The following is a 21,957-nucleotide window of genomic DNA, read 5'->3' on the forward strand; positions in this document are numbered from 1 at the left end:
AGCACTATGACTGATACAAACACAGAAAAACAGTCTGGCCTTATTGCTTATTTTGCCAATAACTCGGTCGCTGCTAACTTAATGATGGTGTTTATCATCATCATGGGGATCATTAGTTATTTCACTATTCAGCGCCAGATGTTCCCAAATGTTGAAATTAACTATATTGAAGTACAAGCCAATTATCCGGGGGCCTCACCACAGGAAATTGAAGAAAGTATTCTGATCAAGATTGAAGAGTCACTAAAAGATGTAACCGAGATTAAACGTGGTGTATATCGCTCATTTCGAAATAGTGGCCGTGCAAGTTTAGAGATCAACACAGATGCAGAGCTCACTGATGTACTCGATAAAGTGAAGCTACGGGTAGACAGTATTGCGACTTTCCCTGCGGGAATGGAGCCGGTGACGATTAGTCAGGTTGAGTTTCGCCAAGATGTGATTGGTATGACGCTAGTAGGTGATATTCCACTTACTGAGTTAAAGCCAGTTGCAAATAAAATTGAAGATGAATTGCTGCAGTTATCTAATGTGTCACTGGTGCAAAACGATGTACCACTTGATGAAATTGCAATTGAAATTGACCCTGATTCACTACGTCAATACAACCTTACTTTAAGTGAGGTGGCCAGTGCAGTACGTCGTTACTCTGCGAATATCTCGGCAGGTCAACTACGTACTGACGCAGGTATTATCTCGGTACGTGTTGAAAATCAATACTACAGCGGTGATGAGTTCCGCCAGATCCCAGTAAAAATTGGTGCTAATGGCGCGAAAGTGCTGCTAAACGACATCGCTGTGATTAAAGACCAATTCACAGAAGGTGAACGCTACTTTAAATTTAATGGTGAAAATGCCGTTTATTTATCAGTAAAAGCAACCAAAGAACAAAACATGATCCCGGTTGCTGATTCAGTTAAAGCGTTTATTGAGCAAAAGAATAAAGAGCTACCGGCGGGCTTGCGTCTTGAGCCATTAATGGACATGACTTACTACCTAAATGCCCGTTTAGACATGATGAAAAGCAATTTATTCCAAGGGGCTATCTTGGTTGCCATTATGTTGTCTATCTTCTTGCGCTTTAAGTTGGCACTTTGGGTAATGATTGGTTTACCTGTGTGTTTCTTAGGTGCAATGATGATGATGCCATTATTTGGTATCAGTATTAATATCGTGTCGTTATTTGCCTTTATTATGGTGCTGGGGATCGTGGTCGATGATGCCATCGTCATAGGGGAAAGTGCCTACACCGAAATTGAGAAAAAAGGCGGTGGTGTTGTAAACGTGGTAAATGGCGCAAAACGCGTTGCTACCCCAGCAACATTTGGTGTTTTAACAACAATTGCTGTATTTGCACCATTTACACTATCAAGTGGTCCAGAAAGCGCATTCTTCTTCGGTATCGCCGTGGTGGTTATTCTGTGTCTGATATTCAGTTTGATTGAATCGAAACTTATTTTACCGGCACACATTGCCCACACTAAGTTCCCGCCAATTAACCCAAATAGCTGGCGAGCGCGTTTTAACAAACGTTTCTTTAACTTTGTAAATGGCCCATATAAGCGTTTTATTGAGCTGTGTGTGGAGTGGCGTTGGTTTGTGCTATTTGCGTTTATCGGTTTATTGATTTTGACGTTTGGCTTAATTTCATCAAACCAAGTGCGTGTGGTACCAACACCAAAAGTACCTCATGACTTCCCGCAAATTCGTTTAGAAATGAATGAAAATGCCTCGGATATGCAAACAATTAATGCTATTCGTGAAATCGAAGCCATGGTTAACAAGGTAGACCAAGAGACCGAACGTGAATTTGGTCAAAAGCTAATTCGCGATATCTTAGTGTTCAACCAAGGTCGTACTGAAGCACAATTACTTGCTCCGCTGGTAGATGAAGAGCTTCGCCCGTATAACGCATTCGAACTATCTCGTCGTTGGCGTGAACAAATGCCAAGCATCCCAGGTGTGAAATCACTGCAAATTTACGATGATGTAAATGGCGGTGGTATGGATGGTGAGTTTGGTTACTTACTTTACGGCCCAGATATCGATACCTTAAATGAGGCAGGTCGTCGTTTTATCCAACTATTACAACAGCAAAAAGGCTTATTTGATATTAGTTCGACTATCGATCCGGCGAGCAAAGAGGTGCAATTAAGCTTAAAACCTGTGGCATATGATCTAGGTTTAGACCTTGCCAACATTGCTAACCAAGTAGGTGCAAGCTTCTACGGTGGTGAAGCTCAGCGTGTTATTCGTCGCGGTGAAGAAGTACGTGTTATGGTTCGTTACCCGAAACTAACACGTGAAGCGTTTGCATCATTAAAGCACGCTGTTATCACAACGCCTGCAGGCCAAGAGGTGATGCTGGGTGATGTTGTTGAACTGAACGAAAAACCAGGTATTAGCTATATTCGCCGTGAAGGTGGCTATCGTACTGTTTATATCTACGGCAGTATCGATGAAGAAGCGATTGAACCGGGTGAAGTGGTTAAGCAAGTGGACGAGAACTTATTACCGCAGTTAAAAGAGGAATACCCTTCAGTTAAAACTGAGCTAGGTGGTTCTATTGAAGAACAACAAGCGCAAGCTAACGAGCAAATCATGTTCTTTATCGGCGGTATGATCTTAGTTTATATCTTGCTTGCAGTGCCGCTTAAGAGCTATTCGCAGCCTCTTATTGTTATGTCGGTTATTCCATTTAGCTTAACCGGTGCAATTTGGGGTCACTTCTGGTTTGGGTTAGATATTAGCTTGATGTCGGGCTTTGGCTTGATTGCTGCAGCGGGTGTTGTAATTAATGACTCGTTAGTTATGACCGACTTTGTAAACCAAGCACGCCGCGAAGGTATTTCAACTCGCCAAGCGGTTATTGAAGCAGGTTGTGCGCGCTTTAGAGCAATCACCCTGACATCAATTACAACCTTTGCCGGTGTACTACCGATTATGTTCGAAACCAGCTTGCAAGCTAAGTTTGTAATTCCAATGGCAGTAGCACTTGGTTTTGCGGTTATGTTTGCAACTCTAATCACTTTAGTACTAGTACCTTGTTTGTATATTGTAATGAGTGATGTGGGTAATGGCTTCTTGAATGTATTCCGTGCAGGGCACCGAGTCGCGACCAGAAGAAAGCTAGCAAGGGATTAATAACCCATTCGCGAAAAGCCAACCAAGAGGTTGGCTTTTTTGTACCTAACGCATTTGCTAGTAACTATTTGCTATATAAGACGTTTGGTTACATTCTTTTGTTTGATTTGTGATTCGGTCACGATTATACTCAGTCTTGTTTTTGGCAAACTAACTGAAAGGTTAGGACGCAAAGTTTCCGGTCTAAGGTTTTAAACTATGATAGCGGGACCGCTGATAAGCACATAATCTAGTGCTTTGGTTCACTTGCCTCAAACTAAAAGTATTTATTTTGTTCGGTTGTTAGATAATGCCTATTAGTTGTTCTTAGGGTGATATTTTGTTTATGCATACGTCAATGGCCTCCGGGAAGTGGTTGCCGATTGGTTGCTTAAATCATCATACCCAACTGTTTGTTGGAGATAGGGTGATTGTAACCTTTTATGACATGCAAGGAGAGCTAGTCGATTTATCATTCGAATACCCGATCAGTAGTTCCGATCAGGGTGAGCCTCATAATTGGCCACGTTCTGTTGCCGAGCATATAAACGTGCATGTTCCGCTGGTAAAAGCGGGCAAAATGACTGAACAAGGTTTAGTGGTTGCGTACCGTTCAAACCAAATTTATGCCCTTGAAGGGTCGGGCATTACGCATGTAAAAGTGGCGTTTAATTGCATCGCAAAATGTAAAGAGCGAGTGCAAGATAGTCTGCAAGATTATGACTATATATACCCACAAGCATGCAGCGATTACAGTGCAGGTGTTAAAGTACTGCAGCCAAAAACGGGCCATATTTATATGTGCAAACCGTGGCCATTTAGCGAGTTTTGTCGTGTTAAAGATTCACACAACCCGCTGTTTGAGCCAGGCGTAGGAAAAAGCTGGGCTATGGCTTGGCAGCAAGTATCGCATTAACAGTTTCCCCCTAAATGCTATTTTAGCATTGCTTAGCCCACTCAATTTGAGTGGGCTTTTTTAATACCAACCCGCAATAATACTTATACCAACCCGCAATAATACTTAATCATTTTGAGGGATTAAACCTGTCGCTAACTACGTTAAAAATTTCTCATTTAGAACAACTAAATAACGAAATTTTTGCCTTGTTATCAACGAGGTTTCATTGCCTCAAATAGACTACTTAATTAAGCGGATTGGTATAATTCTGTGATAAACTGCTAGCAATTCGTTTTTTTATTTTGGTTTTTTCTTGTGTCGTCAAATTCGTATTCTTTGTCTTTATTAGCGCATCCTCCTGTTGCAAAAAAACAGCCTCAGCAATTAACTACTCACCAACAGACTCGCACCGATAACTATTATTGGATGCGTGATGATGAGCGCGAAAATGAGGATGTATTAGCGCACTTAAATGCCGAAAACGATTATTGCGATAAGCAACTAGCCGACATAAAGCCACTGCGCGAACAATTATTCAATGAGCTAAAAGACCGTATTGTAAAAGACGACAACACGGTACCGGTAAAAGATGGTCAATATTGGTATCACTCAGAAGTACGTGGTGATGATGAATATGCGCGCCATTATCGCAGCAGCTCAATAGAAGCGCGCGATAAGACCTTGTTGTTAGATGTAAATCAATTAGCCGGCGATTACGAATTTTATGAATTAGGCGAAGTGGCTATTAGCCCTGACGAGCAGCTACTTGCTTACTCAGAAGATACCGAAGGTCGCCGTATATATACTGTGCGTTTTAAAAATATTGCCAGCGGTGAGATGTTTAGTGATGTGCTGGAAAACACCGAAGGCCAAGTGGTGTGGGCTAATGATAACAAAACGGTGTTTTATGTGAAAAAAGACCTGCAAACCTTATTGGGTTTTCAGGTTTACCGCCATGTTTTAGGCACCCCGCAAGCTGATGACGTACTTGTTTATGAAGAGCAAGATAAAAGCTTCTTTATGGGGCTTGGCAAAAGCCGCGATGAAAGCCTTATTATTATTGACCTTGCGACCACAGAAACAAACGATACTTGGGTGCTTGATGCGAATAACCCAGAGGGTGAATTTAGCGCTTTAATGCCGCGCGAAGAAGGCCATGAATTCGATGTCGATAAGCTAGGTGATACCTTTTACATTGTTACCAACTGGCAAGCGAAAAACTTTCGCTTAATGACCGCGACGCAAAGCACCGTTGCCGATAAAAGTCTTTGGCAGGAGCATACACCGCATCGCGAAAACGTATTGTTAGAAGGGGTCGAAATCTTCAATGACTACCTTATCCTCACCGAGCGAGAGCTTGGCCAAACACGTTTTGTGGTAGTGGATCAGCAAGCAGAGCGTCTTACTTTAGAGTTTGATGACCCTTGCTATTATGCTGCTATTGCCATGAACCCTGAGCCGAATGTGAGCTCTGCGCGTATTTACTATTCAAGCTTAACGACGCCAGGTTCTTTGTATGATGTTGATTTAAAAACAGGTAACAAAACCTTATTAAAACAACAGCAAGTGCTCGGGGATTTTAACCCAGAGCATTATCGCTCAGAACGTTTAATGGTTACTGCAAGGGATGGCGAACAAGTGCCGGTTTCTTTGGTTTATCGTATTGATAAATTTAATAAAGATGGCACTAACCCAGTACTGCAATATGGCTATGGCGCGTACGGCATTACCATCGATCCAAGCTTTTCAAGCAGCTCACTAAGCTTGCTTGACCGCGGCTTTGTTTATGCGATTGCACATATTCGTGGCGGTGAAATGCTAGGTCGTCATTGGTATGAGCAAGGTAAAAAGCAATATAAGCAAAATAGCTTTAGCGATTTTATTGATGTTACTCATGCGCTTACTGAGCAAGGCTATGCACACCCAGAAAAAGTTTTCGCGTCTGGTGGCAGTGCTGGTGGTTTATTAATGGGCGCTGTTGTTAATCAAGCACCTGAGCTTTATTTAGGTATCGGTTGTCATGTGCCATTTTTAGATGTGCTAACCACTATGCTTGATGAGAGTATTCCACTGACGACCAATGAATACGACGAGTGGGGTAACCCAAATGATCCTGCGTTTTATGATGTGATTAAGGCTTACTCGCCGTACGATAATATCAAGTCGCAGGCTTACCCTAATATTCTTGTTACCACGGGGTTCCATGACTCTCAAGTGCAATACTGGGAGCCAATGAAGTGGGTTGCTAAGCTGCGTGAACTTAAAACCGATGACAACATTTTGGTATTTAAAACCGACATGGATGCAGGCCATGGTGGCGCATCGGGTCGCTTTAAAAGCCTTGAGGAAAAGGCATTAGAAATGGCGTTTTTTATTGCTTTATTACCGAATTAAGGCTTAGATAAATAAGTAAATAAATTTTATAAGCGTAAACTTAAGTTGTATTTCAAAGGGGTGAGCATGTTTAAAGCCCATGGTGATTGGCGTTATTTTGTTGAGCCGCCAGTGATTTATGTGGAAATTAGTGGCAGCTTTAATAAAGAAGCCGTTGCTTCATTTAGTATTGAAGTCGGTCAAGAAATCATGAAGTACCCTGAAAATTCAATTCAGTATGCTGTGGTTAATTTGGAACAATTTGAATTAGCAACTGCCGATAGTATTGAGATTGCAAAGGCTTACTTTCAGGCTGTCAAAGCGCGGGGTTACAAACGCGTTGATTATATTAAAGCGAATATCATTGCTCGCAATTTATTAGAGACAGTTTGGTCTGGTGTAGAAATGGATATTAACTTTCACCCAGATGCTGAAAGCTTTTTTCAAGCAAGACCCGAGTACGATAATTTAAGAAAGTGGTTAAAGTAATGCTTTCTAAATATAAAAAAGCCCTCATTTGAGGGCTTTTTCGTGTCAATTCTAAATATTAACCAAGGTAGGCTTTTAACATCCAAACAAGTTTCTCTTGTTCTTTAATGTAGTCGCCCATTAGCGATGCTGTACCTTCGTCATCTGCATCACCTGCTTGTGCAAGGATTTCACGCTGCATTTGAATAAGTGTGCTGTAACCTGCTAAAAGGTTTTCTACTGCAGCAGTACCTTCAGTAATATTTTTAGCTTCACTGATCTTGCTATCTTCGATGTACTCAGAGAATGCATGTACCGGTGTACCGCCTAACGTTAAAATACGCTCTGCAATCTCGTCTACTTTCTCAAGTAGTAAGTTATAAATTTCTTCAAACTTAAGGTGTAATTCAAAAAAGTTACGACCTTTAATATTCCAATGAAAGCCGCGTGCGTTCATGTATTGGATTTGGTAGCAGCTTAGTAAAGAGTTTAGTGAATTTACGATATCTTCACTTTTTGCGCTGTTTAAACCAATTGCATTTACCTGTGACATAGATTGCTCCTTAAAAAAACCGTTAAGTGTTTACTTGCTAGTGCTTGGTGTTAAGTATTAGCCATCTTGGCTAATCTGTAAAATGGTTTAATTCGAACACAGTGATAGGTTTTAGCTATCAAAGGTTGGTTTTGTCCATTTGTGCACTATCAACATAACTTTGAATTACTTTTATATAGACTTGGGGCAACTGAGCAATAAATCTACCTTATTTTGCAAATATTCAAAAATTAGGCAGAAAGTATGATCTAAAACAAGGTTTGTACTCGCTGATAAATTGGCCGATTTAGAACTTGATTTAGGTCAAAAAAACAACGAACCATAAGCGCATAATGACTTTACCGCATTTAACCAGGAGAAGAAAAATGGACGGTAAAACAGTTAAAGAAAGCAAAGCTGAAATAGTTGTTGTAGTGATTGCATTACTTGCATTTGTTATCGGTTTGGTAGGTCATCTAGCTGGTGCTAGCTTCGCAAACTTTGATACCTTTGGCTACATTGCTGCACCTGTACCATTGATCTTAGGGATCATTGTTTTAATCTCATATAAAGTGGCTGCAAGTGCTGAAGATTAAAGTATCACTCACTTTGATTTATAAGCTTAATAATGTAATCCATCACTTGGCGTGAGTAGATCATACTGGTGTGACTCAAATGAAACACCTTATGTTCTGCCATGCCATTGAGTTTGGTTTCATCTATCAAAACTGTACCATCAGAGACACTGCCTTTAGCAATCAGTGGCATTAGCCCTATTGGTAAGTCACCAGCAATACTATAAAGCTTGGCATTAAACGGCCAATCGCCATTCTCAGATAATAAAAACTCCACGCTATTTTTTAACAGCATTTCAAAGCCCTTTTGCTGCATTTGCTTAGCAATATGACTGCCTTTATGCGGGGTGCCTAAGGTGATCACCTTTTCGACATGGCGACTTTGAAGAGAATTGGCCTCTAAGTAAGCGCGAGCAACCAAGCCGCCCATCGAATGGCAAACTAAGGCGGTAGGTTTACCACCGATAAAGCGATCAATCTTATCGAAAATTGCCGCTCTATCGGGAGAGAGCGTGTTATAGGTCAAATTGAGTATTTTTAGACCTGACTTTTCAAGACGCGCGCACAGTGGGCGCATCACAAAGCCTGACATATAAAGTCCGTGTAATACTACAACCTGCCTAATTGCCATCGCGTTCCTTACATTAACTGTTGCGGTTTAATTTCGATATTTGCTGTATCTGAGCTAACCCATACTTCACCATCTTGAATGGTAATAGTGAGCTTAATATTGCGATCAGCTAAGTCGGCTAATGCCTGAGTCGCGGCATAATCGAGACTAAAAATACTTAAGTTTTTAAAATCATACAACTTAGGTTGATGTTTTTGCCACCAAATCGCTTGGTTATTTTCGCCGTAGGTATATAAAACAACTTGCTTCGACTTATTGCAGGCTTTTTTCAGGCGTTTTTCGTCTGGTAGCCCAAGCTCAACCCATAATTCAATTTCTTCGCTATAGTTAATGTGCCAAAGCTCAGGCTCATCATCGGCGCATAAGCCTTTAGTAAACTCTAAGCCTTCACGGGCATTTAGCGCAAAAGCCAACAAGCGGATCATCAAGCGTTGTTCGGTTTCTGATGGGTGTTGTGCCAGTGTTAAATTGAAATCTTGATAAATGTGGCGGTCCATATCGCTTAACGATAATTGCGCTTTAATAATGGTTGATTTAAGAGCCATAATTGCTTACTTGAAAAAATTTGCGTCATTATAGCGCAATTAATCTTACCGACGCTTAAATATCTCCAGCGAAACTTTTGATTAATCCTTATCTATTATCAAAAGCAGTATTCATAAACCTAAATTACGCCGGTGACATTTTAGTCACATTTACTTTGCTAACGTCTAAAGTTGATTAATTCGAATTCAATAATTAGGGCTATTTGGGAGGATGAAAGTATGTGCAAGTTATTGAAATCAAGATCATGGTTGGTGCCAAGAGGGACGCAATTATGAAAGAACAATTTAGACAGATACTCTGGTCATTTTCATGGCTATTGTTGAGTAGTTTGGCATTTTACTCTTACGCAGTAGAAGAGCCAGGGGCAATAACGGTTATTGTTAAAAATCAGACTACAGATCGACCACTTCCAAACGCACAAGTCATACTTAAGGAACGAGAAACCTCTGCAATACAAACCTTACAAACTGATCTACAAGGGCGTATTGCTGTTGAGCAACTCGACCCGGGCCTTTACTCAATAAAGATTACAAAAAGTGGCTTTGCGGCTTTATACGAACCAAGTATTCGCGTTGTAACTCGTAAAAATACGAAGGTTGAATTTGACCTTAGAGAACAAGCCATAGAAGTAGTTGAAGTAAGAGCCCAACAAGCTGATACATTTACTTCAGGCTCTAGCACCTATCTCGACAGAGAATCTCTGCGAAGTGCCGTGGGAGGAGGTGCAGATCCACTACTTTCTCTAGATGGATTGCCAGGTGTCGCATCTGACAGTGAATTTGCAAGTTTCAGTGTGCGTGGTCGAGGCCCAAGAGATAATTTACTCTTTGTTGATGATTTTCCTTTTGATAAAGCTATTCACTTTGATGCGACGTTAGGTGAAGAGGAAGATGTAGGCGGCGGTGGTCGCTTTTCTATATTTGCCCCAAATGTGATAAATGGAGCAGAATTTTCACCTGGCGGGTGGCAAGCAGCTTATGGTGGTCGTGCAGGGTCTTTACTGAAGCTAGAAGTGGCCGATGGTAACCCTAGTCCATCAGCAAGTTTTCGCTACGACCTTGCTGGTTATGAAGTAGGTTATGACGGCCCTATAAATATCACTGATGAAGCAACTATGCTTTTTTCTGCAAGGCGGTTAGATTTTGGTGCCTTGTTTGAAACTATCGAAGAGCTAGATATTGGTGAACCTGTTTTAAGGGATATTATTTTTAAATCAGTGATACCCATTAATCAAAATAACACTTTTGAAGTGTTACTCATGGATACGCATGAGAAATATACTCGTGGCGTTGAGCATGTTTCTGAATCACCTAATTTTGAAGATACTGCATTGCAAAATGCTGAGCAAGATAGTGACTTGTATGGTTTAACATTGACCACGTTACTTGGTGAAACCGCTGTTTTGACTAATAAAGTTTACTACCGAAAAAGTGATAAATTGAGCTCTGAAGGTGAGGCTTATCCAGATCTTGTGCCCGAGGGAACGCCAGCTTCTGAATACCCTATTCGAGAAGACATTATCACTATATCTGAAGGTGAAACAGAAATTGGTTGGAGAAGTGATTTCGAGGTAGAAAATCAATTAGGGATGTTGAGCGTCGGTGCCCGAATTACGCAAATTGAACTAGATTACAGCACCTTTTTAGATGGTGAATGGAGTCGGTATGTTTATGATAGTGACGATTATAGACCAGACCCACAGCAAAAGTTTATTGTACTAACCCCTGAAAGCCTTAATTCAGTCACGTCTTTGAAAGAATTAAACTATGCAGGCTATATAGAACAAATTTTTGAAATGGGTGATTGGGATTTTGGTACAGGTTTACGATTTGAACGAGATGGGTTTGCTGATGAAAGTTTTATATCACCTCGATTCAGCATTAACTGGATGCCAAGTCAAAAGGTAAGGTATTTTGCAACGGCGGGGTTATTTCATCAGTCACCGCGATATTTAGAACTTGCAGCTAACGAGACTAATAATCTTAAAACTGAAAAAATTACCCATACGAGTGTTGGTTTTAAATATTTCCCTAATGCCAACTGGTCATTACTAACGGAAGTTTATTATCAGCAACTTAGCGACTTAGTGGTTGACCTAGACCGTACCAGTGGAACTTATGCAAATGATGGTGATGGTACTTCATATGGTGCTGATTTTGTGCTTAATGCTACTATTTTCGAAGGTCTTTACGCCAGTGCAACCTATTCTTACAATGATGCGGTCGTAAACCGAAAGGATGGTTTTGGCGACGTAGCTGCTGAATTTAGTCGTGAACATGTTGCCACGTTAGGGCTGACATGGGAGATAAGTGACCGTTGGAAACTTGCTGGACGATATAAATACCTTTCTGGCAGACCAGATGACATATTTATTGTACATGAAGATGTTTTGGGGCCAGGACAGCCTTTACGTTACTCTAAGGAAATTACAGAGCGTAATGTTGGCCGTAAAGAAGGATCAGGCTCATTGAATGTTCGTGTAGATTACCGACGTGCCTTTGGTCCTATTGATGTTACCGCCTTCCTTGATGTTATAAATGTCACGGCAGCTTCATCAGCTGATGACACTGAGTTTGATTACCGCCGAGGAATTGAAGTCGTTGACGATAGCGAAGCTGAACCGCTGATCGGATTGCGATTAGATTACGCTTGGTAAGGAAGAAAAATGCTAGATGCTTTGAATACTGAGCCGATCAGAGCTTTGATTGTTGAAGATAATCGTGACATTAGTGCGAATATTGCTGCGTATCTAGAAAGGCACTGTTATCTCTTGGACTTTGCTTATGACGGTATAAGTGCAATGCAACTAGCGATGAACAACAAGTTTGATGTCATTGTTTTAGACCTAATGCTTCCAGGGATGGATGGCTTACACTTTTGTCAAAAGTTGCGAGCTGAAGCTGACGTTGAAACACCTGTACTTATGCTCACTGCGAGAGACACGCTTGATGATAAACTGAGAGGGTTTGCAGTCGGAGCCGACGATTATTTGGTTAAGCCATTCGCATTGCAAGAGTTACATGTGCGCCTGCAAGCTCTTTATAAGCGGAGTCACGGTAATACCAACAAGATATTGACTGTGTCTGATCTAACGATGAATAAGTCCACCTTGCAAGTACATCGTGCAGGCCAGCTTATTGAGCTTAATCCTGCAAGTATGAAGTTATTGCAGCGGTTAATGGAGGTATCTCCTTCTGTTGTTACACGCGATAGTCTCGAAACTTTATTATGGGCAGATGAGCCTCCCGATGGTGATGCGCTTCGTTCGCACATGTACAAGTTAAGACAGGCAATTGATAAACCATTTGATACACCATTGATTCATACAGTGCACCGTATCGGCTATCGAATTGCAAAGGACGTGCAATAATGTATCGGCATAGTTTGCACAAACGTGTCGCTATCGCGTTTGCAATGTGTGTGGCTGTGCTCAGTATTGCATGGGGGTTTGCTTTCTTTGCTGCAATAAGATTGAGTGAAGATCGCGTGCTAACCCAGCAATTGCAAGTTGCATCAGATAACTACCCTGCTATTACTACAAATCTTAAGGCGTACGATAAAGTAGATAACTTACCTCAATCACTTCAAGCGTGGGCGCAAACAAATCCAGTAGTAGGCTTGTATGAATTTGATAGCGAAGAATTACATGTTGCCGTAATTGATACAGGCAATGAGCAGTCACCTGGGTTTGTAGTGTTTGATGTCGCGCAGATTGAGGCTTCTTCGTCAGAGGATTGGTGGTTATTACTTATTATTAGCAGCCTTGTAGGAACATTGGGGTTATTAGGCTTTGGGCTTGGAATTGTTGTGATGCGTCGAGCTTTGGCTCCCGTAACTCAACTTGCTAAAGCTGTGGCCGACATTAATCCTGAGCAATTATCAAACGAAGATTACAAGCGTATACATGCTAACCGATATACAAATGATGAAGTTGGCATGCTCGCAAGTACAATAGAGCAGGCTTTTGAGCGAGTGAGTGCATTCATCGCAAGAGAACGCTATTTTACAGACTCAGCAAGCCATGAATTGCGCACACCAGTGACAGTCATTACCGGTGCCCTAGAGCTTTTAGAACAAAGCCAATTGACTCCTGCCGATATGAAGGTGCTAGATCGTGTAAGGCGGGCAACACACGACATGAATACAATGATCGAAATGTTTTTGTGTCTTGCTCGTGAAACTGATGATGGCTTGTATGATGAGCAGTTTTTAGTAATGCCACTGGTAAGAAAAGCAGTAGAGCAGCAACGCTATTTGTTAAACGGTAAGCTCGTTGGCGTTGAACTTGATGAGCTCGCCAATCCCATAATTTATGGGCATGCACAGGCATTTTCTATTGCGATTAATAACCTGGTGCGAAACGCGTTTGAGCATACCCTTGCAGGACAGGAGCCGATTGCAATTTTGATTAAAGAGCATGAATTATTAATCACTAATCAGTTCAGTGACGGTGATGCCCAACATACGGCGACTGAAACAGCTTCTCATGGCTACGGCTTAGGTTTAGGTATTGTGCAACGCTTATGTGAGCGCAATGGTTGGTCATTCTCACTGCATGCAGATACAGCGCATGTAGTCGCTCGTCTTTCGTGGTGATGGAAGGCATGATTTTATTTTTAAACAATCCTGCTTGATGTAGTAAACTATACCTATCAGCAAAATCCCCATGGCGTTAGCCTTTAAAATAAAGAGCTTAATAATCTAATGAGTAGAACAGGAATACAGTGGTTCCCGGGTCACATGAACAAAGCCCGAAACGAAATTAAAGAAATCATGCCACAGATGGATGTGATCATTGAGGTACTTGATGCCCGTATTCCTTATAGTAGTGAAAACCCAATGGTTACTGCGCTGCGTGGCGACAAGCCGGTGATCAAAATCATGAACAAGGCGGACTTGGCTGATCCTAAGTTAACGCAAGCTTGGAAAGACTACTTTGAGCAGCAAAGTGGCGTAAAAGCGATTGATTTTGGTAATGATAAAGCGGGTGAAGTACATCGTATTAATGAGCTTTGTAAAAAATTAGTGCCGCATAAAGTAGGCGCTGATAAACAAATTAAAGCCATGATCATGGGTATTCCAAACGTTGGTAAATCAACTCTTATTAATACCTTGGCCGGCCGTATCGTAGCAAAAACAGGTAATGAACCTGCGGTAACAAAAGCGCAGCAACGTATTAAGCTTGACGATGGCATTATGCTTTACGACACGCCGGGTATGTTATGGCCTAAAGTAGAGAACGAAAACTCAGGTTATCGTTTAGGGGCAACTGGCGCTATTCGTGATACCGCTATCGACTACGAAGAAGTGGCAAGTTACACCGCTGAATATTTATTGCAAGCATACCCAGAGCTTTTAAAAAGCCGCTATAAAATTGATGAGCTACCAGAGTCTGACTGGGAGTTTGTTGAAATGGCAGGTAAAAAGCGTGGTTGTATCCGCGGTGGTAATCAAATCGATACTTACAAAATGTCTGAAATTCTTATTAACGAATTACGCGATGGCATTATTGGTCGTATTACCATGGAAACACCAGCTATGCGTGAAGAAGAAGAGCAAATGGTTGCTGAGCTTCGCGCTGCTGCAGAGGCGAAAAAAGCCGCTAAAGAAGAAGAGAAAAAACAACGACGCGCACGTGCACGTAAGAACCGTCGATAAAATTAACACATTAATTTTTAGACATAAAAAAAGCCCTGCAAGGGCTTTTTTAGTTTCATATCTACCGTCACCGATATGAGCAATGTAGCAAGTAAAATAAGTAGGGTCGCTTATATGTTGCCAATATCAAGGGGCGTTGCCATTAGTAACATATAAGCTAAAGCTTTAACGTGGCGACACGCGTTTCTGGGGAGAAACAAATTCAATCTGAACAAGTCATCATACTTCGCTTGGCTTGTTGAGATTAATTATCAATTAGGTTTGCGGTGCTGTCAATATATTTTTGAAAATAATTCTCATTTAGTTTGGCTTGCAGATTTGGTACGAATTTTAGACATAAAAAAAGCCCTGTAAGGGCTTTTTGAGTTTCATATCTACCGTCACCGATATGAGCAATGTAGCAAGTAAAATAGTAGGGCGATCACCTGTTGCCAACATCAAGGGGCGTTGCGATTAGCAACAGGCGATCTTAGCTTTATCGTGGGCCACACGTGTTTCAGGGTCGAGAAACAAATCAGTTTATTCCGAACAAGTCAGAACACTTTACTGTCTTGTTGATAGTGATTATCAATTAGATTTGCGTATCTGTCAACACTCAATTGAAAATAATTCTCATTTCTTTATGTCTGTTTTTTAAACTTCAGTTATACAATGCATTAGCACTAAAGTTAGGCTGTAAATTACGTGCAATAAAAACTATGCTGGGGCTATAACAATTAAAATAATCACATGCGATGTTCTCAATTTGGTCAATAAGCCTTCTTGCAATTGTATATCTGGCAATTTTATTTGCGGTTGCAGGCTGGGCTGATAAAAGAAAAGTATTGCCTTTTAAAGGCTTAACCTATGGTTTATCACTTGGGGTGTATTGCACCTCTTGGGCGTTTTTTGGTACCACAGCACAAGCTGCTTACAACGGTTGGTGGTTGGCTCCGACCTATGCCGGTACTATTTTGTTATTCATTTTTGGCTGGCAAGTGTATTGCCGCATAGCGCATATTTGTCGGCAGCAAAAAATAACCTCAATGGCAGATTTCATTGCGACTCGGTATGGTCAATCGTCGAGTTTGTCTGGGCTCATTTCATTGATTTCAGTGATTGCCATTGTGCCCTATATCTCTTTACAGCTAAGTGCAACTGCACAAAGTATCAACTTACTTACCGATCGTGCTGCCACACAAAGCCATGAAGTATGGGCCGATAGCACTTTTTACATCACGATTGTATTGGCACTGTTTGCTATTTTATTCGGCGCGAGGCGGTTAAAGCCCAGCGAACATAACCCAGGATTGATTGCCAGTATTGCCTTCGAGTCTGTGGTTAAGTTGTTGGCGTTTTTAGCGGTGGGTTTGTATGTATGCTTTGCTCTATTCGACAGCCCAGTGGCGCTGTTTGAAAAAGCGCATGACCTAAATATTGATCAGCAAGTGGCGGCCACACAAAGTCCAACCTATGTGTATGTTGCTCATACTTTGCTTGGTATTTTGGCGACCTTATGTTTGCCAAGGCAATTCCACATGAGCTTTATCGAAAAAAATAACGATAAAGAGCTGGCCTCGGCGCGTTGGCTATTTCCGATTTACCTATTACTTATTAACCTGTTTATTCTACCGATTGCATACGCTGGATTAATTTACTTTCAAGGTCAAGAAGTCGGCTACGACACCTTTGTATTGGCTTTACCTATGGCAGCTGATGATGCCTTTGTGGCGTTATTAGCCTTTTTAGGTGGATTTTCAGCGGCTACCAGTATGGTGATTGTGTCATCAATTGTGCTTTCAGTGATGATCACTAATGACTTTATTAACCAGTTTATTTTACGCCGCTCGCAACTTACATCGAGTAGTCGCGGGCTTGATAAAAATAACCTTTTACATGCGCGTAAAATAGTTATCGTATTGATTTTATTGCTAAGCTACTTCACTCACCGAGTGCTAGGCGAAAGTACAACCCTTGCCAATGTGGGTTTGATGTCGTTTACCTTAGTCGCGCAATTTTCGCCTGCCATGATCATAGGTTTATGGTGGCGACAAGCATCGTGTCGCGGTGCGCAATTGGGGATTTTAAGCGGCTTTATTATTTGGGGATACACACTTTTACTACCGAATATCGCCGGAGGTTTAGGAAGCGATAGCTTATGGCTTGTGAATGGACCGTGGGGAATAAGCTGGTTAGCGCCAACCGACTTATTCTCACTAGGAATGGAAAGCATTAGCCAAGCTTTATTGCTATCGCTAGGTGCGAACTGTTTAGTGTATTTCTTAGTACCGTTATTTAGTCGAGCAACCTTAGCTGAACGCTTGCAGAGCAATAAGTTTGTGTCGCAGCTTAGTGATTCTCGAGTGAGTAATCATCTACAGCCTTTGAGTTACCATGACCTAGGTGCACTAATGCAACGATTTGCCGAAAAAGAAGCGGCGCAGTCGTTGGTAAATCATTACTTTCCTGATGATAAAAGTAAGTGGAAACGTCCTGCCAATGTTGAGTTAGAACTATTAGTTGAGCGCGAGATGTCTGCGGTGATCGGCGGCGCATCGGCACGGCTTATTTTAGATGTGGCCAAAAATGAGCAGCGCCAGCCTCTAGAGCAGGTTGCCGAGTTTGTTGATGAAGCAAGCCAAGTACTTAAATTTAATCGTGATTTACTGCAATCAACAATCGAAAACATTCAACAAGGGATCAGTGTAGTTGATAGTGAGCTGCGCTTGGTAGCTTGGAACCAAGGCTACAAAAACATGTTCGCCTACCCAGATGATGCGCTTTACATAGGCCGCCCGGTTGCCGACATTATTCGTTTTAATGCCGAGCGTGGCTTATTTAGCGGCGAGAGCATGACCAGCGAAGTTGAAAAACGCTTAGCCTATTTACGCCAAGGCAGCGCTTATAAATACCAGCGCTCGCACAATGATGGCCGGGTGTTTGAAATGCAAGGTAACCCACTGCCCGGTGGTGGCTTTGTAACAACCTATACCGACATCACCGAGTTCGTAAAACAACAAAAAGCGTTAACCGAAGCAAATGTTAGCCTTGAAGAAAAAGTCGCAGCCCGCACCTTGGCATTGACTCAAGCAAACCAAGAGTTGTCGATGGCAAAGCAAGTGGCGGAACAAGCAACGGTCAGTAAAACGCGCTTTTTTGCCGCTGCCAGCCATGATTTACTGCAACCTTTCAATGCTGCGAGTTTGTTTTGTTCTTTAATGAATGAAAAAGCCCAAGACACCGAACTTAAAGAGCTGGCGATGAATATAAAGAATTCATTAGGCAGCGCCGAAGAGTTGTTATCGAGTATTTTAGAGTTAACCAAGCTCGATTCAGGCTCGTTTAAAGTACAAATGAGCGAGTTTGCTGCCAGCTCGTTGGTTGAGCCACTGCGTAATGACTACGAAGCCCTTGCCCGTGAAAAAGGCTTAAAGTTTATTATTGAAACTTGTGATGTGCGCCTGCATACCGACAAAGCGCTGCTGCGAAGAGTGCTGCGTAACCTTTTGAGTAATGCGATTCGTTATACCGAGCAAGGTGAAGTGCGCTTAAAAATGCAGTACGACGATGACCATGTATCCTTTATTGTTGAAGACACAGGGATTGGTATTGCATCGAGCGATCAACAAACTATTTTCCAAGAGTTTAAACAGCTTGGTGCAAAGCCAAGCGCCGAGGGGTTAGGCTTAGGGTTGGCAATCACTAAACGTATATGTGACTTACTTAAAATTCCGCTAGTGATGGGGTCTGAGCTTGGTAAAGGCACGCAATTTACCCTAACTCTACCTTGTAGAGTGAGTACTGCGCCAGCGCAAGCGAAAGGCGCTGAGGCATCACAAGAAACCGAGCTGGGGCAATTGCGTATTTGGTTGCTTGATAATGACCGCAATGTGTTAGAGGCACTAAAGCAGCTACTCGAAAATTGGGGCTGTGAAATCTCAACAGCCACAAACTTAGTGGAGCTTGAGGAGTTAAAGGCAAGCCAAGCCCTGCCGCAATTGTTGATTATTGATTATCAGCTTGATGATGGGGTAACGGGACTTGAAGTGATTGAGCAAGCGGCACTAACACGCTTACCAGCCATCGTTAATACTGCGAATCATGATGAAGGCATACGCGAGTTAGTGCTCGATGCGGGCTATCCATTGCTTTATAAGCCTCTGAAAGCGCCCGCCTTAAAACGCATGATTAAGCGACTGACTTAATCTGCGTTTTGCTCAGTTGCTGGGGTATTGGCTTTAATTAAGCGCTCTACCTCAGCGACAAACTTCTTATCTAAGTCATCTTCATGGCTCAGAAATAACATCATTTCATCACCATTGTGGTCAATGACCGTGAGCGTGGTTGTGAGTAGGGCGCTTTTAGCATAATCAACGTTGAGCTCTTTAATGTCACTAAAGCGGCGCTGATCTTTTTCGAGCACACCTTGCTCATTTTTCCAGTAACTAAAAATAGTGTTTTCTGTGATGCCGTTTCCATCAGTTTTAAAATCGATAAATGCGTCACTATAAAAATAATGTACACTCTCGTTGGCAGGAATAATTTCTTTTCTTTTTAAAAAGTTAACTTGATAAGACCAAAGCTTGTCACCGGTTACTATGGCTGAACTTGGCAACAAATATAGCTCATAAATTAAGCCATAAAATAACCAAGGCAGCATGAATATCGAAATGATAACCTGCCTCGCTCGCCACTGAGAGTGGTACTCAAGAGCCTGTTCGGGTTGCTTGAGGTTTTGAATGTAATTAACCAGTGGCAACCATAGAATAGGTGTAACTAAAAACAGCCAAGTACCATATTCCCAGTTATAGCTTACGACTTCAGAAATGATAATCGCCAGCCATAACACGAACCCAACCGCAACGGGCATGATCTTATTTTTACCAAAGGTTTGCTCGCTGTGCTTGCAAAGCTCAAGTAACAACGGAATAAAAAACAGTGGTGCAAATATCCCTCGGGCAATCGGCATAATATGGCTTTGTTGTTGCTCTTTTATCGCTTTCCAGTTGCGATAGCTCCAGTAGTTAATGAATATTCCTAAGCTTAATAAGCTATAAATAACAAACTTACTGTTACTGACAGGGTAGAACTGTTGCTCAGCAAAAACTGGGCGGTTACTTGCTTCTATACGCCAAGCCGCGATGAAAAAGATGATTGCCGCCAAGTAACTTAAAATAAAAACGCTATACCAGTTGGTTTCGTCATCCGCTGGTGTGGTTTTGGCGCTATTTGTGCCGTATTTAATGATGCCGTAATGGGTCGCGTTATTGAGTTTTTTGCGCTCGCTTAGGTAAAGGTCTATTTGATCGGCTGGAATATGATCCTGCTTAGCACTGTAATCAAAGTATAAGGTCAACACAGAATCTTTAAATGTCACGCGTTTTTCAAAATGAAAAAATGGGTTGTCGATCGTGACCTGCTCATCATCAAACTGCCAATTAGTATCCGTAAACGTAACCTTTATGGTTGTTTCGATATTATTTGGGTAACGAAACCACATTGGTGCATTGTTACGCTCTCGCTGTTCTGGCTTATAAACTGAGTTTTGAATTTCACTGGCGTAAAAGTCGTTTTGAAAATCATTACCCTTAGGTCGCCAAAAGTTATCAATAGTATAGTGCTCATTGGTAATTAGCTGACCGGTGTCTTCTGGAGATTCAACCAGCATAGGTTTGACTGTTTTTAAGCCCTTGTAGGTATCTTGATAATATTCGCGGTAATCATCTTCTATGCTTTTTAAGCTGTTTTTAGCGATTGAACTGCGGCGGCTAATTGCTTCAAAGTCGCCGTATTTATATTGAGTTGAGAAACTAACTGGCTCATCAATACCTTCTGGGATCTGATAACTATCAAAAACCTGTATGCGTTTTAGGGCAGGCTCTGTGAACATATCAGTAAAGCCTGTCTCACCTTGCTTTATGATTAACGCTACATCGTAGTTCGGTTGAGCTAAATGTGCTAAATCGCCGCGCTGGTATGAAATGGTCGGATCAAGCCAATAGCGCTTACCTTGGTGCTCTAAGGTGACAATCACATGGTCAAACAAGCTAGGAGAGACCGGTAAGCTGGCAGTACGTTTCCTGTCTTCGGTGTTAACTAAAGCTGGATGAGCCTCTACGCCGAGCGCTTTAAGTAAAGAAATGAGCAAGACGGTTTTGTCTTTACAGTCGCCATAGCGCAGTGCCAAGGTTTCTGATGCAGGTGTAGGCTGGTGCGAGTTGGTGCCCATTTCTAGGCCTAAATAACGTACTTCGTCTTGGCTAAAGCGCAGGGCTGCAACAATTTGAGACTCTAAATCGGTATGTTGAAACTTAATTTGACGGGCAATTGTTTCAATAGCAGGGCTTACTTCGATGGCCGATTGGTATAAAGGTAACGACCAATTGATCACCTCTTGCCAATTATTTACTTCAGAGAAATACACTTCTTTGTAAGGTGAATACCAATGCGGTACTTCGCTTGCGGAGCGAATTGTCGGCTCATTGTGTTGGCTAATTTGGTAGTCAAAACCCGTATCTAGCTTGGTTTTAGTAACTGGTGACTCGCCATTCATAAAGTTGATATATAAGGGCGTAGGCTTTTGCCACTTTACCCGCATAAATTGCTGCACTATCGGCACCGACCAGTTCAGTGTGCGCATGGTGCTGAAGTGTTGATAAACAGGATTACTCCCCGAAATCGTATAGCTGTAATCTAAAATATCCATGACCCGCATATCATCAATAATGACATTTAGGCTTAAGGTGCCATTGTATATACGACTTGCTAAGTCAGTCTCGCGTTGTAACACCTGTAGCTCGGCACTATTTAGTTTATCTATATATTGGCCGTCACGAATGATGCCTAAACTATTGAGCGTAAGAGATTGATAATTTGGGTCAAAATCAATATTCAGCTGGCTAATATAATCAACCCCAGACTGATTGACTGCTTGCATTACAGTACGATTAAAGCGTTGCTGTGGGGCTTGCTCAGATACCTGAAGCTGAGTGTCGAGCATCAGGTAGAAAGTCCCGTCTCGTATTTGGTCTCGAGGAATTTCAGGGGTGAGTAACTTATGTTGTTTTACCCAGTTAGCTGCGGGTGCAACCTGATACTCTTCAGCGGCTGCAAAGCAGCTCACAAAGAATAAAAAAACAGCCAGTACCTTAAGTTGTAAGTGCATCCATTTCAT

The 21,957-nt window shown here is 41.9% G+C and carries 14 protein-coding genes and 1 riboswitch; of the genes, 10 read left to right on the plus strand and 4 right to left on the minus strand.

What is annotated here, in order from left to right; genetic code table 11:
- Positions 1-6 precede the first annotated feature (6 nt).
- The 4 genes from EXT43_RS15215 to EXT43_RS15230 all read left to right on the plus strand — a co-directional run bounded on the left by EXT43_RS15215 (position 7) and on the right by EXT43_RS15230 (position 6,883).
- Positions 7-3,144, plus strand: coding sequence for an efflux RND transporter permease subunit (locus tag EXT43_RS15215; RefSeq protein WP_054562956.1), 3,138 nt, complete (start codon positions 7-9; stop codon positions 3,142-3,144).
- Positions 3,145-3,278: 134 nt separating this feature from the next.
- Positions 3,279-3,362: riboswitch (cyclic di-GMP riboswitch) on the plus strand.
- A gap of 107 nt (positions 3,363-3,469) precedes the next feature.
- Positions 3,470-4,039 (plus strand): hypothetical protein, encoded by a 570-nt coding sequence (locus EXT43_RS15220; protein ID WP_062566323.1) that lies wholly within the window; start codon positions 3,470-3,472, stop codon positions 4,037-4,039.
- Positions 4,040-4,336: 297 nt separating this feature from the next.
- The gene (locus tag EXT43_RS15225) at positions 4,337-6,415 is read left to right on the plus strand and encodes a S9 family peptidase (protein ID WP_063529593.1); all 2,079 of its coding nucleotides are present in this window, start codon (positions 4,337-4,339) and stop codon (positions 6,413-6,415) included.
- Between the two features lie 66 nt (positions 6,416-6,481).
- Positions 6,482-6,883 carry a hypothetical protein gene (locus EXT43_RS15230; RefSeq protein WP_130167357.1) on the plus strand — a complete coding sequence of 134 codons (402 nt, stop codon included), beginning with the start codon at positions 6,482-6,484 and terminating at the stop codon, positions 6,881-6,883.
- 58 nt (positions 6,884-6,941) lie between these two features.
- On the opposite strand, the gene EXT43_RS15235 is transcribed toward EXT43_RS15230, so the two are convergent.
- A complete protein-coding gene (locus tag EXT43_RS15235) occupies positions 6,942-7,415 on the minus strand; it encodes a Dps family protein (protein WP_054562953.1) in 474 nt (157 codons plus the stop codon).
- Positions 7,416-7,780: 365 nt separating this feature from the next.
- Here EXT43_RS15235 and EXT43_RS15240 point away from each other — a divergent pair, with 365 nt between their 5' ends.
- The gene (locus EXT43_RS15240) at positions 7,781-7,990 is read left to right on the plus strand and encodes a hypothetical protein (protein WP_054562952.1); all 210 of its coding nucleotides are present in this window, start codon (positions 7,781-7,783) and stop codon (positions 7,988-7,990) included.
- 4 nt (positions 7,991-7,994) lie between these two features.
- Here EXT43_RS15240 and EXT43_RS15245 read toward each other — a convergent pair whose 3' ends face one another.
- A complete protein-coding gene (locus EXT43_RS15245; protein WP_062566321.1) occupies positions 7,995-8,600 on the minus strand; it encodes an alpha/beta hydrolase in 606 nt (201 codons plus the stop codon).
- Positions 8,601-8,608: 8 nt separating this feature from the next.
- The gene (locus tag EXT43_RS15250) at positions 8,609-9,145 is read right to left on the minus strand and encodes a YaeQ family protein (RefSeq protein WP_054552313.1); all 537 of its coding nucleotides are present in this window, start codon (positions 9,143-9,145) and stop codon (positions 8,609-8,611) included.
- Between the two features lie 272 nt (positions 9,146-9,417).
- Between EXT43_RS15250 and EXT43_RS15255 the strand changes: the two genes are divergently transcribed.
- The 5 genes from EXT43_RS15255 to EXT43_RS15275 all read left to right on the plus strand — a co-directional run bounded on the left by EXT43_RS15255 (position 9,418) and on the right by EXT43_RS15275 (position 18,988).
- Positions 9,418-11,802 carry a TonB-dependent receptor gene (locus EXT43_RS15255; protein ID WP_130167358.1) on the plus strand — a complete coding sequence of 795 codons (2,385 nt, stop codon included), beginning with the start codon at positions 9,418-9,420 and terminating at the stop codon, positions 11,800-11,802.
- Positions 11,803-11,838: 36 nt separating this feature from the next.
- Entirely contained in the window at positions 11,839-12,516 is a 678-nt protein-coding gene (locus EXT43_RS15260) for a response regulator transcription factor (protein WP_062566391.1), read from the plus strand.
- A complete protein-coding gene (locus EXT43_RS15265; RefSeq protein ID WP_240701515.1) occupies positions 12,516-13,742 on the plus strand; it encodes a HAMP domain-containing sensor histidine kinase in 1,227 nt (408 codons plus the stop codon). The genes EXT43_RS15260 and EXT43_RS15265 overlap by 1 nt, the downstream gene beginning before the upstream one ends.
- 108 nt (positions 13,743-13,850) lie before the next feature.
- A complete protein-coding gene (ylqF, locus tag EXT43_RS15270; protein WP_058586080.1) occupies positions 13,851-14,804 on the plus strand; it encodes a ribosome biogenesis GTPase YlqF in 954 nt (317 codons plus the stop codon).
- A 734-nt stretch (positions 14,805-15,538) separates the two neighbouring features.
- Positions 15,539-18,988: a PAS domain-containing hybrid sensor histidine kinase/response regulator gene (locus EXT43_RS15275; protein WP_105181008.1), complete on the plus strand. Its 3,450-nt coding sequence runs from the start codon at positions 15,539-15,541 to the stop codon at positions 18,986-18,988.
- On the opposite strand, the gene EXT43_RS15280 is transcribed toward EXT43_RS15275, so the two are convergent.
- On the minus strand, positions 18,985-21,957 hold the full coding sequence (locus EXT43_RS15280; protein ID WP_130167360.1) for a DUF3857 domain-containing transglutaminase family protein: 2,973 nt from the start codon (positions 21,955-21,957) through the stop codon (positions 18,985-18,987). The two genes, EXT43_RS15275 and EXT43_RS15280, sit on opposite strands and share 4 nt — an antisense overlap.

This window comes from Pseudoalteromonas sp. CO109Y (assembly GCF_004208935.1).
Lineage (GTDB): Bacteria > Pseudomonadota > Gammaproteobacteria > Enterobacterales > Alteromonadaceae > Pseudoalteromonas > Pseudoalteromonas shioyasakiensis.